We start from the raw sequence: 16,253 nt of genomic DNA on the forward strand, positions 1-16,253 counted from the left end.
CAGGCTGCCCCCCTCATTTGGCAGACGCCAAGACTGCGTCCCAGGCCACCTCGGACGCCACCGCGCCGAGCGCGGTCGGGGTGACCGTGTACGTGCCGTGGACGGAGGCCTCCTCGGCGCCCAGCGACACCTCGTCGGTGGTGAGCGCGAACAGGATGTCGCCGTCGACCGCGGTGTGGAACGGCTGGATCGCCCGGTGCATCGAGCTGTGTACCTGCTTCGCGAACTGGTTCAGCTCGATGTCGTTGAGCCGCACGTTCGTCACGACCGCGGTGATCGTCGTGTTGCCCGACGGGATCGCGGGCATGCGCCCCGCGGCCAGCGCCCGCTCGTAGTCGACGACCGGCAGCCGCCGCTCTCCGCTCGCCCGGTCCCAGTTCCCGCGCACGATCGAACCGTCCCGGTCGACGACGACGCCGACCGCGTTGACGATCGTCACGACCAGCACCCGGATGTCGCCGAGCCGGCGGAACGCGACCCCCTGCCCGGCGTACTCGGATCGGTCGTGATCGAGTTTGCCGACCGTGGCGCTCACCCCGGCGCCCACCCGTCCGGACGCCGCCCGGCCCGGCACCGCCGCCCGCAGTGCGGCGCGGCCGAGCTCGACGTCCGGATGAATCGCGTTGCCGCGCGCGGGGAAGTCGTAGACGACCGCGCCGGAGATCAGCGGAAGCTGATCGAACCCGGTCTGGTTTCCCCCGCGCTGCAGCAGCTCGGCGGTGACGCCCGCGGCGGCCTGCAGCCCGTGCGAGGACCCACCGGACAGCAGGATCCCGTGGTTGTAGCCATACCGGCCGCTGGCGCCGATCGCTCCGCCGCGTTCGTCGACCGCGGTCCGGGCGCCGGCGGGCACGTACACCAGCGTGCAGCCGGTCGGCCCCTCGGCGTACTCGGCGGTGCCGATCTCGACGCCGGGGAAGTCGAACTCGATCGGGATCCCGGGCTTGTTCGACACGATCGTGAGCGGCTGGCTCTCGTTTCCCCGGCCGTCGGAGGGCAGGTGCGGTGCCCGGCGTGCAGCGGAGTTGACGGTCACAGGGCCTCCAGCAGGCGTCGTGAGTAAGGGTGTTCGGGAGTGGAGTAGAAGCGCTCGGTGTCGGCCATTTCGACGACGACGCCGTCGTGCATCACCGCCACCCGCGCGGAGACGGCCCGGACGGCCGCCAGGTCGTGCGAGATGAACAGCGCCGCGAATCCGTGTTCGGCCTGCAGCCGGACGATGAGATCGAGGATGCGCGCCTGGACCGAGACGTCGAGCGCGCTGACCGCCTCGTCGAAGACCACGAAGTCCGGGTGCGTGATCAGTGCCCGGGCGATCGAGACCCGCTGCCGCTGGCCGCCGGACAGCTCGTGCGGGTAGCGCGTCGCCATCTCCGGTTCGAGGCTGACGTCGCGCAGCATCGCGTCCACCCGATCGCGGTGGCGGCGCAGGCCGCCGCCCTCCAGCACACCGAGCGGTTCGGCGATCGACTCGCCGATCCGCATCCGCGGATCGAGCGACTCCTGCGGGTGCTGCAGCACGGCCTGCATCCGGCCGGCCCGCGCGCGTGCCCGCCGTGGGAGCGGCCGGCCGTTGAAACGCACGACGCCGGAGTCGGGACGCCGCAGGCCGAGCGCGACCTTCCCGGTCGTGGTCTTTCCCGAGCCGGATTCGCCGACGACGCCCAGCGTCTGCCCGGCGTCGACGCTGAGCGTGACGTCGTCCAGCGCGGTCACGGGCGCCGCGCCGAGGCCCCGGCGGAACTGCACGGTCACGTTCTCGATCGCCAGCACCGGGGGTGTCATCGCACCGGCTCCTTCCGTGCGTGCTCCGGCTCCGGGCCTCCCGCGGTCGCGCGCCGGTTCCGTGGATCCGATGCGACCAGCTCCTGCGTGTACTCGTGCTGCGGGTCGTCCAGCACGTCCGCAGCCGGACCTTCCTCGACGACCCGGCCGCGGTGCATCACCGCGACCCGCCCGCACCAGCGCCGAACCGCCGCCAGGTCGTGGCTGAGCCACACCAGCGTGGCCGACAACTCGTCCGCGGTCGCGAACATCAGCGCCAGCACCTCGTCGCGTACCAGGCTGTCCAACGACGCGGTCGGCTCGTCGGCGACGAGGATCCGCGGGCGGCGGGCCATCGCGATCGCGATCACGACCCGCTGCGCCATGCCGCCGGAGATCTCGAACGGGTAGCGGCGCAGCACCTCGGCGGGCTGCCGGATCTTCACCCGGTCGAGCATCTCGGTCTGCGCGGTCCGGTCCCGCACGCCGGTCGCCAGCGCGAGCTGCTTCCCGATCCGCTTGGTCGGGTCCAGACTCGACACCGGGTCCTGCGGGATGAACGCCATCGTGTTCTGCCGCAGTTCGCGGATGCGGTCGCGGTCGGCTTCGAACACGTCGACGCCGTCGACCCGCAGTGCGCCGGTCTGGTGGGCGGAGGGCGGCAGCAGCCGGCCGAGCGCGGCGCCGAACGTCGACTTGCCGGAACCGCTCTCGCCGACGATCCCGAGCCGGTCGCCCGCTGCTATCCGCAGCGAGACACCGTCGAGAGCCCGGATCTGCCGCTTGCCGGAGACGTACTCGAGGACCAAGTCCTGGGCTTCGATCACGAGAGGCTCCCCGTCCCGCGGGGCTCGAAGCGGTCGCGGAGACCGTCGCCGAGCAGGTTGATCGCGCAGATCGCCACTACCAGGACGACGCCGGGCGCGAACAGCAGCCACGGAGCCGCGGTGAAGTACAGTGCGCCGTCCTGGACCAGCGACCCGAGCGAGGACTGCGGCAACTGGACGCCGTAGCCCAGGAAGCTCAGCCCGCCCTCGATCAGGATGCCCAGCGACAACGCGTAGCTGCCCTGCACGACGACGGTGCCGGCGACGTTCGGCAGGACGTGCCGCAGCATGATGCGCCAGGCGGGCACCCCGCTGATCCGGGCGGCGGTGACGAAGTCCCGGCGGGCGACGCTCGCGGCACCGATCCGCACCATCCTCGTCATCAGCGGCACCGTGATCAGCACGATGCTGGCCAGCGCCGCCGTCCGGCCCGGTCCCAGGAGCGCGGCGACCAGGATCGCCAGCACCAGCGCGGGGAACGAGTAGAGGACGTCGACGACCCGCATGATGCCGTCGCCGAACAGGCCACCGAAGTAGCCCGCGACGACGCCGAGCAGCACCGCGATGATCGACGTGAGCAGCACCGCGACGGCGGAGAGCACCAGCGTCGTCCCGATGCCCTGCAGCAGCCGGGCCAGCTCCGACCGGCCCAGACCGTCGGTGCCGAGCCAGTGCTCGGGGCTCGGTGGCTCGAGCCGGCCGCCGGCCAGCGCGGACGGGTCACCGCCCAGCCCGGTGAGGGCGGAGAGCGCGGCGACGATCACGAGCACGCCGAGCACCACCGCGGCGATCCGCGCGGAGAGGTCGAGGGATCTCATCGCCCCACCCCGGTCAGCTGAGCGCGCAGCCGCGGATCCAGCCAGCCCGCGAGCAGGTCCACGACCAGGCTGGTCGTGATGAAGATGGTCGCGACCAGCAGCGTCCCGGCCTGGACGACCAGGTAGTCGCGGCGGTCGAGCGCGGTGATCAGGTACGAGCCGAGCCCGGGTACGTCGAAGACGTTCTCGACGATCACCGTGCCGCCCAGCAGCGAGGCCAGGATCGTCGAGGTGACGGTGAGCACCGGGATCGACGCGTTACGCAGGACGTGGCGCCGGACCGTCTGCCAGGCCGTTGCGCCCCGCGCCACCGACGCGGCGACGTACGGCTCGACCGACACCTGGAGGACGGCGTCCCGGGTGGCCCTGGCGGTCGCCGCGATGCCGAACACCGCGAGGACCGCGCCGGGCAGCAGCAGGGCATCGGCGCTGCTGCCGCCGATCGTGAGGCCGAGCCCGTACCGGGAGACGACGAACACCACCGCGCTGCCGACGACGAACTCCGGCAGGCTGATCCCGAGCGCGCTGACCAGCCGTCCGGCCGGACCGCTCCGCCCCCGCGACCGGGTGGCGAGGAAGCCCAGCGGCACACCGATGGCGATGGTCAGCACCAGCGCGATCGCCGCGATGCCCGCGGTGATCGGCAACCGCTCGGCCAGCTCGGTCGCCACCGGACGATGGGTGACGAACGACGTGCCGAGGTCGCCCTGGAGGACGGTCCCGAGCCAGCGGACGAGCTGGGTCGGGAGGCCGTCGTCCAGGCCCAGGTCGGCGGTGACCTGGGCGCGGTCGTCCGCGCTGGCGTACGGGCCGAGCGCGAGCTGGGCGTAGCTGCCCGGCAACGCCCGGGACGCAGCGAAGACCAGGACCGAGACGGCCAGCAGAGTGAGCAGCGCGGTTCCGGTCCGGACCGCGAGCCAGAGGGCGGTACGCATTACTTCGCCGCGCGGAACTCGGTGAGCTTGCGGAGGAAGTCGCCGAAGCCCTCCTGGGCCTGGATCGTCGGGCTCACGGCGTCGGTGCGGTAGCCCAGGACGGTGGTGCGGGTGGTCAGCGGCACCATGCCCGCGTCCTGGTCGACGGCATCGCACAGGTCCTGCAGCACTGCGGCCCGGCCGTCACCGGAGGTCGTCCGGCCCTTCGTGATCAGCGCGTCGATCGCCGGGTCGTCCTTCAGGAACGACGCCGTCCAGCCGGCCACCTTCGGGTTCCACCAGCCGGTGATCATCGACGGCTCGACGTACCCCGCGTACCAGTTCAGCGCGAGCTGGAAGTTGCCGGGACCGGCCGTGTAGACCTTCGAGTTCCAGGTGGCGGCGTCGACCTGCTCGATCTTCACCGTGACGCCGTAGGGCTCCAGCTGCTGCTGGATGACCTGGGCCATCCGGCCGTCGACCGGGTCGCTGTTGATCAGCAGGCTCACCGTGCCGACGTTCTTCAGCGCCGCCTTGATGTCCGCGTCGTTCGCGGTGGCCGACGGGAGCTTCGACGGGTCGCACGAGCCCGGCAGGTTCGCGGGCGTGACGCCGGTGGACTGGCCCCGTTCGGCCAGCGCGACGTCGAGGAGCTGCTTCCGGTCGATCGCGGCGTTGATCGCGGCGCGGACCTTGGCGTCGGCGAGCGGGGACTTCGGGTCGTTCTCGTTCTGCATCAGCACGTAGTAGTCGGAGTTGTTCTGCCCGACGACCGTGATGTTCTTGCTGCCGGACAGCAGTCGGTCGGCGTCCAGGCTGTTGAGGACCGCGAGGTCGGTGCTGCCCTGCCGCAGCGCGGCCATCCGGTTGTTCTCGTCCGGGACGACGTCCACGTGCAGGCCGCTGAACCCGAGCTTCGCGGCGGCGGGGTTCGCCTTGTTGATACCGAAATCCCAGGAGCGGTCCTGCTGGTGCTTGGTCAGCGTGAGCGGGCCGCTGCCGAGCATCGTCGTCTTCGGATCGAAGCTTTTGGCGGTCAGCTCCTTCATCGGGAGGATCGCGGTCTGCGCGTGGGCGAGCGCGGTGAGGAACGGCGTCCACGGGCTGGCGAGTGTGACCGTGACCTCTCTGGCGCCGGTGACGTCGATCGACTTCACCGGACCGAGCTGCGACCGCCAGGAACCGGTGCCCTCGAGCATCCGGTCGAGGCTGCCCTTCACGTCGGCGGCTCCGACGGCGCGGCCGTTGGAGAACGTGGCGTCGGGGCGGAGCGTGAACACGTAGTGGGTGTCGTCGGGCTGGGTCCAGCTCGCGGCGAGCCCGGGCTTGACCTGGAACTTCTCGTCGACCGTCGTCAGCGTCTCGTAGACCAGCGAGAACAGCATCCAGCTCCGCGCGGTCTCGGCGCTGGCCGGGTCGAGGCCGTTGATCTCCGCGGAGTCGTAGTCGACCTGGACATCGAGCCGGCCGCCGGACGCGAAGCCCGGGTCGGCCTTCGCGATCAGCCCGGGTGCCACCTGCGCGGTCTCGGTCGCGGTGTCGCTGTTCTGCCCGTTGCCGGAGCAAGCGGTCAGCGTCAGCGCGAGCACGAGGGCAGCTGCGGTCGGTGGGAATTTCCTCATCGCGTGGTCTCCCGTCCTGGGGCGCCCATGGTGGGGGTTGACCGGAACGTTCCGGCAGACAATGCTGCCGGAACGTTCCGGCAGCCGCAGACTAGGGGGTACGCCGGTGCCGGCGCTAGATGGGTTACCGGACTTTTACGTGGGTGCGAACAAACTGGCCGGGATCGAGCGTCGCCTACGATGGCGCCCGTGACGAGGGCCCGAGCTGCCACGCTGCACGACGTTGCCCGTCGGGTCGGCGTCGGTAAAACCACGGCGTCGGACGCGTTGTCGGGCACCGGCCGTGTCTCGCCGGACACCCGTGCGGCGGTGCTGGCGGCCGCCGAAGAGCTGGGGTACGTGCCGAATCAGGCCGCGCGCAGGCTGCGGAAGTCGACGACCGAGACGATCGCGCTGTACCTGCCGGAGACGCCGACCCGCTCGCAGTTCTACATGCTGTTCGTGTTCGGGGTGCTCGAGCGGATGGCGCCGAGCGAGTACGACGTCACGGTGGTGTTCGGCGGGAGTGGGCGTCGCCGCGTACCCCGCGCCGACGGGCTGATCGTCAGCGACCCGCTGGCCGGCGACCCGTTCGCCCGCCGTCTGCTGGACGCCGGACTGCCGGTCGTCAGCGCCGAGCACGCGGTCGACGGTCCGGACCCGGGTGGCGTGGTGTGGACGCCGCACGACGCCGCGGTCCGCGAGTTGCTCGACCATCTCGCGTCAGCCGGCGCGCAGCGGCCCGCGCTGCTTGTCCCGGCTGCGGGCACCGACTGGGCGGCGCGGATCCGGCGCGGGTTCGACGACTGGTGCGCGTCGCGGGGAATCGATGGTCCGGTGCGGGACGTTAACTTCGTGCCGACGACGCCGGAGCTGGCGGCGACCGTCGGTGACCTGCTGCGTGAGCACCCGGAGACCGACGCGGTGGTCTGCGCGCCGACCGAGGGCGCGGCGATGATGCTGCCCGCGCTGCGGGAGCTGGGCCGTCGGCCGGGGGAGAACCTGCTGCTGGCGAACTGCACCGATTCGACGACGCTGCAGCTCACCGATCCGTCGATCACGGCGCTCGACACGCTGCCCCGTGAGCTGGGCAGCCGGTGCGCCGAGCTGCTGCTGGACGTGATGGCGGGGCGCGCCGACCCGCACACCGAGGTCGAGATGCCCTACCGGCTGATGCCTCGGGCGTCGACCCGCCGCCTCGCCCGCTGATCGACGCGAAACCGGGCTCTAAGCCGCGCTTAGACCCCACTTTCGCGTCACCCCGCGTTGCCCGCGGCGCGCGGCGCGGCCCGGCGGCCCGCGGCGGCGTGGCCCGCGGCGGGCCCGTCTTGTTCGATTCACCCGGCATTGTGTGGCGCGCGTCATGGGTACTTCCGTGTTACTCGCCAGTAGAATTCCCCGCACCGACGCCGGAGGTGCCCGATGCCGTACCCGTCTTCGCCGGAGCGCGACCGCCCGTGGGTGATGCGGACCTACGCCGGCCACTCGTCGGCCGCCGCGTCCAACGCGCTGTACCGCCGCAACCTGGCCAAGGGGCAGACCGGTCTCTCGGTCGCGTTCGACCTGCCGACGCAGACCGGCTACGACCCCGACCACGAGCTGGCCCGGGGCGAGGTCGGCAAGGTCGGCGTGCCGATCTCGCACGTGGGCGACGCTCGTGCGCTCTTCGAGGGCATCCCGCTGGAGCGGATGAACACCTCGATGACGATCAACGCCACCGCGATGTGGCTGCTCGCGCTCTACGAAGCGGTGGCACTGGAGCAGGGCGCGGACCTCGCGGATCTCACCGGTACGACCCAGAACGACATCATCAAGGAGTACCTGTCCCGGGGCACCTACGTGTTCCCGCCCGGGCCCAGCCTCCGGCTGATCACCGACATGATCGCCCACACGGTCGTCCACCTGCCGAAGTGGAACCCGATCAACATCTGCTCGTACCACCTGCAGGAGGCCGGTGCGACGCCGGTGCAGGAGGTCGCGTACGCGCTCTCCACCGCGATCGCCGTCCTGGACGCCGTGCGCGACTCCGGCCAGGTGCCGCAGGAGCGGATGGGCGACGTCGTCGCGCGCATCTCGTTCTTCGTCAACGCCGGGATGCGGTTCGTCGAGGAGATGTGCAAGCTCCGGGCGTTCGCCCAGCTCTGGGACGAGATCACCCGTGAGCGGTACGGCGTGGAGAACCCCAAGCACCGCCGCTTCCGGTACGGCGTCCAGGTCAACTCGCTCGGGCTCACCGAGGCGCAGCCGGAGAACAACGTCCAGCGGATCGTGCTGGAGATGCTCGGCGTCACGCTCTCCCGGAACGCGCGGGCGCGCGCCGTCCAGCTGCCCGCCTGGAACGAGGCGCTCGGCCTGCCCCGGCCCTGGGACCAGCAGTGGGCGCTGCGTATGCAGCAGGTGCTCGCGTTCGAGAGCGACTTGCTGGAGTACGACGACATCTTCGACGGCTCGACGGTCGTCGAGGCCAAGGTCGCGTCGATCATGGAGGGCGCCCGCGCGGAGATCGCCCGGGTGCAGGAGCTCGGTGGTGCGGTGTCGGCGATCGAGTCCGGCTACATGAAGGGCGAGCTGGTGCGCTCGCTGGCCGAGCGGCGCGCCCGGGTCGAGTCCGGCGAGGACGTCATCGTCGGCGTCAACAAATACACCGAGACCGAGCCGAGCCCGCTGACGGCGGGAGGCGGAACCGAGAAGGCGATCTTCACCGTCGACGCGAGCGTCGAAGCAGCGGCGTGCGAGCGGCTCGCGGCTTGGAAGGCCGAACGCGACCAGACCGCGGTCGACGCGACGCTGACCGCGCTGGCCGACGCCGCGAAGAACGGCACCAACCTGATGGAGCCCACGCTGGCCTGCGTGCGGGCCGGCGTCACGACCGGGGAGTGGGCGGACGTCCTGCGGGACGTGTTCGGCGAGTACCGGGCACCGACGGGGGTCTCGGCGGCGTCCGCGTCGCACCCCGGAGCGGAGACCGCCGACGCGCTGACCGCGCTCCGGGAGCGGGTGAAGCTCACCGGCGAGCGGCTCGGCGGGCGGCTGCGGATGCTGGTCGGCAAGCCGGGCCTCGACGGGCACTCCAACGGTGCGGAACAGATCGCGGTGCGCGCCCGGGACGCTGGCTTCGAGGTCGTCTACCAGGGCATCCGGCTCACGCCGGAGCAGATCGTGGCCGCCGCCGTCGCCGAGGACGTCCACGTCGTCGGCCTGTCGATTCTTTCCGGAGCGCACGCGCTCGCGGTGCCGTCGGTGATCGAGGGCCTACGCGCGCAAGGGCTCACCGACGTGCCGGTCATCGTCGGCGGCATCATCCCGGAGGACGACGCGGAGATGCTGAAGGCGGCCGGGGTCGCGCGGGTGTTCACGCCGAAGGACTACGGCCTGAACGAGATCATGGACGAGATCGTGACGGTGATCGATGAGGTCCACTCCGCTTGAGGCCTGGATCAGGGGCTCGCGACGGTCTGCGGTGACGGCGTCCCGGTGAGAGAGTCCAGAGCGGACGCCGGGCGGACCGCGCCGTTGGCGCCGGCCGGTGGCAGCGCGCCGACCGACGCGAGCAGGTAGTCCGCGAGGCGGGCTGCGCTGGTCCGGTCCAGGTCGTAGTCGGCGTCGTACCCGGTGACGCTCCACCCCACCAGCCCGGGTGTGGACAGCGCGGCCCGGGTCAGCGCGGTCAGCTGGTCCCAGCTCAGGCCACCGGCCAACGGTCTGTCGACGGTGGGCAGGGCGCGTGTCGAGAGCACGGTCAGGTCGACGTGCAGCCACCAGCTGTCGGTGGTGCGCCGGATGTGCTCGATCGCGTCGATCGCATGACGCGCCACGGTAGGACCGGTGGCGGGTGGCGACCCGACCGCGCCCAGGTCCTGGTCGGACCGGACGAGGATGCTGCCGGACAGCGACGGGATACCGGCCGCGGCCAGCTCGGCGCCGTCGCGGGCACCGAGCACCGCGACCGCGCCCGGCGGGACGAGCGGTAGGCGGCGGGACAGCCCGTTGGAGAGCACGGCGTTCGTCTGCGCGAGCAGTGCCAACCCGATCGTGCAGTCGGACGCCAGGCCGGTCGGCGACTTGTCCGGCGGCCAGGCGGCTTCCCGGCCGGACAGGACCAGCAACCCCGCCGGGCCGTCCGATCGGTGACCGGTGGCGACGAGACCGCCCAGCAGGATCGGGTTGTCGCCGCCGAGCAGCAGCGGGAAGTGCCCGTCGGTGTGGCTGGCGGAGACCGCGTCGGCGACACCGTCGATCATCGCGGCCAGCGCCGGCTCGTTCAGCAGTCCGGTCTCCGCGCTGCGAATCAGCGACCGCTCACCGCCGACGACCGGCGCCGTCTCGAAGGGGGTCCATCCGGTCGGCAGCGCCGAGCGCATCCGTCCGATCAGCCCTTGGGCGTGGACGGCGGCCGGCGCGGCGGCCGCGCCACCAGCGCGACCGGTCGCGCTGAACGGCACACTGACGATGTCGATCTCCATCGGACCCCCCTGCGGTCGTGCCCGGTCTCCCCGGTACCCGACCGTGACACGTTCCCCAGGCTCCGGCTACACCTGGAGGAATGGCGTGGCCCGAAATGTTACCTAAGTGACTTCCGTGTCGGAATCGCGGCACTCTGAGATAACGGGTTCTTCCGGGCGCGACTCTCGGCTTTGCGCCGTCGGCGCGCGCGAACCTTCCGAGCCGCCCACCAGAAGAACCCGACCATCGCCGCGAGCGCGACGATGACCAGGATCGGGGCCAGCAGCGCGAGCAGCGACAGGCTGAGGCTGGCCGCGTCCTCGAACACGCTGACCACCGGCGCCGCGGTACCACCGCTAGCGGTGTTCAGCGCGGGTCGCGCCGTGGCCTTGGCGGCGTGGACGACCAGGGCCAGGACGACACCGACGGCGATCGGCACCCACTGTCCGCCGGAGACGAAGCTGTCCGGGTCACTCACGGTCACCGCGTCCGACGTCGCGGTGGCTCCGAACGCGAGGCCGCCCGCCGTCGGGCGGACGACGGTCTGCACGACGTCGTTGAGCGAGTCGACGATCGGGACCTTGTCCGCGATCATCTCGACGGCCAGCAGCGCGGCGAGGATGACCAACGCCCAGCCGCTGTCCAGCCACTGCCAGCCGGCGGGCAGGCTGACCGTGTCGGTGTACCGCGACAGCACACCGAGCGTCAGCAGCGGAATGTAGGCGTTGAGACCGGACGACGCGGCGAGGCCGGTCCCAGTCAGCAGCTCAAACACATGTCCACGATTGCACGGCCCGTCCAGAACGACGCTGCCGAGCGGGCGAAAGGACTTGAGTACGACCTATGCGCGGCGCCCTTCCGCCCGATCGGCAGCGCCGCTCTGGACGGGCTCCAGGTTCATGCAACCTAGGACGGCGGGGGGACCGGGTCCGGGCTGGGCTGCGGCTCGGGGTCCGGCGGCACCGGTCCGGGCCCAGGGCCCGGAGTAGGGCCGGGGCCGGGCGGTACCGGTACCGGCGCGGGGGCAGGCGGCGGCACCGGCGGGCCGGGCACCGGCATCGGCGGCACCCGGCTCTGCGCGGGCTCCGGCCCTCGCATCGCAGGGACGCGACCGTGCATCTGGATCGGATCGGGCGTTCCGGTGACCATGGGCACGAGCCTGGCACGCCGGACGCGCCCTGTCGACGCGACGGGCGCTCAGTCGGTTTCGAAGATCGCCGGCAGGCGGCCGGCCTTCACCGCACCGACGAGCGCCGCGTGGTCAGCCTCGGTCTGGTCGGCGTACGCGACCGCGAACGTGGCGATCGCCTCGTCGAACCCGGCGCCACCCGGCGTACGGCTCGTCGCACCGTCCACGTAACCGGCGAGCAGACGCGGATCGGCCGACTGGGCGTGCGACCGGGCCAGCACCGCACCGACCACGCGGGCGTAGTCGTCCAGCTGGTTCGGTTTGAGCATCGCGGGCTCGATGCTGCCCTTCATGTCACGGAACTGGCGGACCAGGAACGGGCGCCCGTCGACGGTCGTCCAGCCGAGCAGGATGTCGCTGACCGTCTGCATCCACCGCTGACCACGGACGATGCGCTCGCCGTTGTGGGAGTACGGTGTTGCGTCGACGTACGGTGCCAGCGCGGACGGGCCCGCCTCCTTCACCTGTAGGACCAGCGCGTCGTCGCCGTTGCCGTGCAGCAGGACGATGTAGCTGCGCCGCCCGACGCTGCCCAGCCCCACCACCCGGTGCGCGATGTCGGTCACCGAGTACCGCGACAGCAGCGCCCGCAGCTCGTCGTCCAGGCAGCCCTCGGCGTAGGCCTCGAGCCCGTCGAGCACCGCCTGCTCCGCGGCCCGGTCGACGTGGGTGAGGATCGGCGGGGCGTCGATGAACCGCCAGTGCTCGGTCTCGGCGCGCTCCCCGAACTTCTCCACGACCCGGCGGCTGGTGTTCTTCCGCGCCTTCTTGCCGATCCGCTTGAACACCTCGCCGAGCTGTTCGACGTCGAAGTGCTCGACGGTCTTCTCGTCGGTGGTCTGGTAGTACGCGTCGAGGATCGGCATCCCGGCCTGCTCGCGGAGCGCGGCCCGGTAGATGCGGGCGGCGTCGGACGCGGCCGTGCGCGCCTTCTCCTCGTCCACGCCCGCCTCGCGCCCGGCGACGACGAGGCTCGCGGCGAGCCGCTTGAGGTCCCACTCCCACGGCCCGACGACGGTCTCGTCGAAGTCGTTGACATCCATCACCAGACGACGCTCGGGCGAGGCGTACAGCCCGAAGTTCGATGCGTGCGCGTCACCGCAGATCCACGCCGCCACGCCGGACGTCGGGGTGCCTGCCAGGTCGGCCGCCATCAGACCGGCGCTGCCGCGGAGGAACGCGAACGGCGATGCGGCCATCCGACCGACTCGCAGCGCGATCAGATCGTCGACCCGGCCCTCGTTCGTGGCCTCGACGAACGCGACCGGATCCGGGCGGTCGGACCGCCGGACGTACTCCGCGCAGGCGCTGACCGGCGTCTTCTCACGGAGCGCCGCCCCTGCCGCATGCACCTCCAGCGGGTCGGTCCACGTCCCGAAGACGTGGCTGGAGAATCTCGGACCGGTGGCGTCGTTCTCGGGCATCGCACTCACACCCTCGACGGTAGCGCTGGTTCCGTTGGCAGCTGCATCCATGTCCGGGTCCCGACTTCCCGGGCGGGCGGGCGTCGGCGCAGCTGATGGCCTAGTGTCGTTCGCCGTGCGCTTGGTCATTGCCCGCTGCTCGGTCGACTACATCGGTCGACTCACCGCTCATCTCCCGCCCGCGACGCGGTTGCTGCTCGTCAAGGCCGACGGGTCGGTGTCGATTCACGCCGACGACCGTGCCTACAAGCCGCTGAACTGGATGAGCCCGCCGTGCCGGCTGGAAGAACAGCCCGGCGTCTGGACGGTGGTGAACAAAGCGGGCGAAGAACTGCGCATCACGATCGACGAGGTGCTCCACGACTTCAGCTACGACCTCGGCGTCGACCCCGGCCTGGTGAAGGACGGGGTCGAGGCCGACCTGCAGCGTCTGCTCGCCGAGCACATCACGACGCTCGGCGAGGGGTACACGCTGATCCGGCGGGAGTACCCGACCGCGATCGGCCCGGTCGACATCCTCTGCCGGGACGCGTCCGGAGGGACGGTCGCGGTGGAGATCAAGCGGCGCGGCGAGATCGACGGGGTGGAGCAGCTCACGCGGTACCTGGAGCTGCTGAACCGCGATCCGCTGCTCGCGCCGGTGAGCGGCGTCTTCGCGGCCCAGCAGATCAAGCCCCAGGCCTCGGTGCTCGCCGCCGACCGCGGCATCCGCTGCGTCACCCTCGACTACGACGGTCTCCGCGGCATCGACGACTCCGACGGCAAGCTGTTCTAGCGGGCTCCACGTTCAAGCGAGTGCGCGCGCCTGGCGGCGCTTCAACTGCAACCGCGGCTACGCGGACGCTGTGAGCAGCGCGGTTTCTAGCACGAACGCGGACGCTGAGGCGGCCAACAGGCGGGCCCAGGCGCGATAACCCGTCGGGCTCGGGTGGAACCGGTCGATCGAGAAGAACGCGGACGTGTCGGTGGGCAGCGCGCCGACCGTCAGGTGACAGAGATCGGGGCGAGCCGCGCAGAGCCGCGCGAGCTGCCGGTCGAGCAGCATCGCGTACCCGCCGATCGACCAGCGGATCGGCCGCGGCAGCGACCCGAACCGATGCACGGGCGGAATGCCCACCAGCAGGACGGGCACCGGCCGCCCGAGCCGCTCGCGGACGGCGTCCACCAGGATCGAAACGTCGGCCCGCCAGGCAGACGGGCGCCGGAGACGCAGCGCGTCGTTCGTGCCCGCGGAGAGCACGACCAGGTCGGCGTCGAGTTCCTCGGCATGTGCGGTGACCAGCGCGGTGATGCCCCGGACGGTGTCGCCGCTGCGGGCGAGTACCCGCCACGCCACCGGCCGGCCCGCCTGCTCGGCCAACGCGGCAGAGAACTGGCCGGCGAGCGCCTCACCGTGGTGACCTGCGCCGACGCCGGCCACCGACGAGTCACCCACGAACAACACCGACAGCGGCGGCCCGTCGCCGTCGGGGATCGAGCCGGCGAGCGGCCCCGCCGCGTCCGGCAGGTGGGGGATCCGACGCGAGATCGCAGCGTGCAGGCGTCCGACCGGCTGTGTCATCCGTGCTCCTCCTGGCGTTCACCATCCGTTCAGCGAGCGGCAGTGTGACACGTGAAGGTGAACAAGCTACCGGGTGACGAAGCGGCCGATCATTCCGCGCAGTTGAGAGGACATCTCCGCGAGCTCCGCGGCGGCCTCCTTGGCTCGCTCGACGCCCTGCGTGGTCGAGGCGGTCGCGGTGGCCACCGCGCTGATGTTCGTCGCGATCACGTCGGCGCCGCTGGCCGCCTCGGCCACGCTGCGGCTCATCTCCTGTGTGGTCGCGCTCTGCTCCTCGACCGCGCTCGCGATCGTGGCCTGGTACTCGTTGATCCGCTCGATCACCTCGGCCACCCGGCTGATCGCCTCCACCGCGCTGCGGGTGTCCTGCTGGATCGCGGCGACCCGGGTCCCGATGTCCTCAGTAGCCTTCGCGGTCTCCTGCGCGAGCTCCTTGACCTCGTTCGCGACCACGGCGAAGCCCTTTCCGGACTCGCCCGCCCGCGCCGCCTCGATCGTCGCGTTGAGAGCGAGCAGGTTGGTCTGCTCGGCGATCGACGTGATCAGCCCGAGCACCTCGCCGATCTCCGCCGAGGACGTACCGAGCCGCTCCACCGTGCGGGTCGCCTGGTTGGCCTCGTCGACCGCGGTGGCGACCACCCCGACCGCCTCGGTCGTGTTGCGGGCGATCTCACCGATCGCGGCGCCCATCTCCTCCGCGCCGGCGGCCACCGAGTTGACGTTGCGGGCGACCTCGTCGGCCGCCGAGGACGCCACGGTGGTCTGGCTGTTGGTGTCGTCGGCGGCATCCGCGATGCTCGTGCTGGCCTCGGAGAGCTGCTGTGACGACCGGGTCAGCGCGGTCGCGTTCGTGCCGACGGCGTCCAGCACCTCGCGGATGCTCGCAGTCGCCGCGTCCAGCGAAGTCGCCATCTGGCCGATCTCGTCCCGGCTGGTGATGCCGGCCGAGCCGGTCAGGTCACCACCGGCCAGTCCGTCGAGCACCGCACGCATCCTGGCGACCGGCCGGGTGATGCCGCGGGCGATCGGGATCGCGACCAACAGCAGGAGGATCAGCGCCATCACCTCGGCGATCAGCACGTCCCGGGTGGCGCCGTCGGAGGTGTTCTCCATCTCGGCCTGCCCGGCCGTGATCGCGGCGTCCACTGCCTCGTGCAGCGCCTCCAGCTGATCGTCGACGACGTGGTTCTTCTCCGCGATCTGGCCCTCGTTCGCTCGGGCCGCGGTGTAGTTCGTCCCCGCGGTGTCGACCAGCGTCGTCACCGTCGTCTTGAACGTCTCGAGGTCGGGTTTGATCGCCTCGAACTGCGTCCGCAGGTTCGCCGGGAGCCCGGCGGCCTCCACCGCGGCGACGGCCTCGTCGATCGAGGCCGAGTCGTCGCTGGCGTCCTGCCTCACGCTGTCGAGGTCGTCGGTCTCGATCAGCGCCCGGTAGCCGTCGACCTTCAGCTCGGCGTTGCGGGTGTCGAGGTGGTTGAGCGCGGCCTTCGCGACCTCCAGCGCCCGCACCTCGTCGGCCTGGTCGGTCAGCCGGGTCTGCGAGCGCAGGCCGATGACGCCGACGACAAGAGCGCAGGCGACCGCGATGACGATCAACACACCGAGCTTCACTGCCATCCGGAGGTCTTGGAACCCCCGGAACATCCGGGCCACCGCAGACACGAGCGCCGCCTCGACAGGTCCAGGGATGCGGCCGGGAGTGACCTGCATCT

14 protein-coding genes are annotated in these 16,253 nt (G+C 71.4%); 3 read left to right on the forward strand and 11 right to left on the reverse strand.

The features are described from left to right. Positions 1-13: 13 nt before the first annotated feature. From BUB75_RS00575 to BUB75_RS00600, 6 genes are read right to left on the reverse strand one after another with little or no spacing between them, the layout of a single operon-like run. Positions 14-1,036 (reverse strand): P1 family peptidase, encoded by a 1,023-nt coding sequence (locus BUB75_RS00575; protein WP_084740095.1) that lies wholly within the window; start codon positions 1,034-1,036, stop codon positions 14-16. Further along, the gene (locus tag BUB75_RS00580) at positions 1,033-1,785 is read right to left on the reverse strand and encodes an ABC transporter ATP-binding protein (protein WP_073250299.1); all 753 of its coding nucleotides are present in this window, start codon (positions 1,783-1,785) and stop codon (positions 1,033-1,035) included. Before BUB75_RS00580 ends, BUB75_RS00575 begins: the two co-directional genes overlap by 4 nt. Next, positions 1,782-2,591 carry an ABC transporter ATP-binding protein gene (locus BUB75_RS00585; RefSeq protein ID WP_073250302.1) on the reverse strand — a complete coding sequence of 270 codons (810 nt, stop codon included), beginning with the start codon at positions 2,589-2,591 and terminating at the stop codon, positions 1,782-1,784. Before BUB75_RS00585 ends, BUB75_RS00580 begins: the two co-directional genes overlap by 4 nt. Continuing rightward, positions 2,588-3,409 (reverse strand): ABC transporter permease, encoded by an 822-nt coding sequence (locus BUB75_RS00590; RefSeq protein WP_073250305.1) that lies wholly within the window; start codon positions 3,407-3,409, stop codon positions 2,588-2,590. The genes BUB75_RS00585 and BUB75_RS00590 overlap by 4 nt, the downstream gene beginning before the upstream one ends. Next, complete coding sequence (locus BUB75_RS00595) at positions 3,406-4,344, reverse strand: ABC transporter permease (protein ID WP_073250308.1); 939 nt, start codon at positions 4,342-4,344, stop codon at positions 3,406-3,408. Before BUB75_RS00595 ends, BUB75_RS00590 begins: the two co-directional genes overlap by 4 nt. Beyond that, complete coding sequence (locus BUB75_RS00600; protein WP_073250311.1) at positions 4,344-5,945, reverse strand: ABC transporter substrate-binding protein; 1,602 nt, start codon at positions 5,943-5,945, stop codon at positions 4,344-4,346. The genes BUB75_RS00595 and BUB75_RS00600 overlap by 1 nt, the downstream gene beginning before the upstream one ends. Before the next feature lie 189 nt (positions 5,946-6,134). Between BUB75_RS00600 and BUB75_RS00605 the strand changes: the two genes are divergently transcribed. Together BUB75_RS00605 and BUB75_RS00610 are read left to right on the forward strand one after the other, a co-directional pair. Continuing rightward, positions 6,135-7,133, forward strand: coding sequence for a LacI family DNA-binding transcriptional regulator (locus BUB75_RS00605; protein WP_178379729.1), 999 nt, complete (start codon positions 6,135-6,137; stop codon positions 7,131-7,133). A gap of 213 nt (positions 7,134-7,346) precedes the next feature. Next, positions 7,347-9,353, forward strand: a complete 2,007-nt coding sequence (locus tag BUB75_RS00610) for a protein meaA (protein ID WP_073250317.1) — start codon at positions 7,347-7,349, stop codon at positions 9,351-9,353. Positions 9,354-9,361: 8 nt separating this feature from the next. On the opposite strand, the gene BUB75_RS00615 is transcribed toward BUB75_RS00610, so the two are convergent. From BUB75_RS00615 to BUB75_RS00630, 3 genes are all read right to left on the reverse strand, one after another. Continuing rightward, positions 9,362-10,387, reverse strand: a complete 1,026-nt coding sequence (locus BUB75_RS00615) for an arginase family protein (protein WP_073250321.1) — start codon at positions 10,385-10,387, stop codon at positions 9,362-9,364. Positions 10,388-10,485: 98 nt separating this feature from the next. Further along, positions 10,486-11,142 carry a DUF4126 domain-containing protein gene (locus tag BUB75_RS00620; protein ID WP_073250324.1) on the reverse strand — a complete coding sequence of 219 codons (657 nt, stop codon included), beginning with the start codon at positions 11,140-11,142 and terminating at the stop codon, positions 10,486-10,488. Between the two features lie 422 nt (positions 11,143-11,564). Beyond that, the gene (locus BUB75_RS00630; protein ID WP_073250327.1) at positions 11,565-12,980 is read right to left on the reverse strand and encodes a DUF2252 domain-containing protein; all 1,416 of its coding nucleotides are present in this window, start codon (positions 12,978-12,980) and stop codon (positions 11,565-11,567) included. 115 nt (positions 12,981-13,095) lie between these two features. Between BUB75_RS00630 and nucS the strand changes: the two genes are divergently transcribed. Next, positions 13,096-13,755 (forward strand): endonuclease NucS, encoded by a 660-nt coding sequence (nucS, locus tag BUB75_RS00635; RefSeq protein ID WP_073252533.1) that lies wholly within the window; start codon positions 13,096-13,098, stop codon positions 13,753-13,755. Between the two features lie 57 nt (positions 13,756-13,812). Here nucS and BUB75_RS00640 read toward each other — a convergent pair whose 3' ends face one another. Further along, positions 13,813-14,541 carry an SGNH/GDSL hydrolase family protein gene (locus BUB75_RS00640; RefSeq protein ID WP_073250332.1) on the reverse strand — a complete coding sequence of 243 codons (729 nt, stop codon included), beginning with the start codon at positions 14,539-14,541 and terminating at the stop codon, positions 13,813-13,815. 66 nt (positions 14,542-14,607) lie between these two features. Then, the gene (locus BUB75_RS00645; protein WP_218617207.1) at positions 14,608-16,203 is read right to left on the reverse strand and encodes a methyl-accepting chemotaxis protein; all 1,596 of its coding nucleotides are present in this window, start codon (positions 16,201-16,203) and stop codon (positions 14,608-14,610) included. Between the last annotated feature and the right edge of the window lie 50 nt (positions 16,204-16,253).

It is taken from the genome of Cryptosporangium aurantiacum (assembly GCF_900143005.1).
Lineage (GTDB): Bacteria > Actinomycetota > Actinomycetes > Mycobacteriales > Cryptosporangiaceae > Cryptosporangium > Cryptosporangium aurantiacum.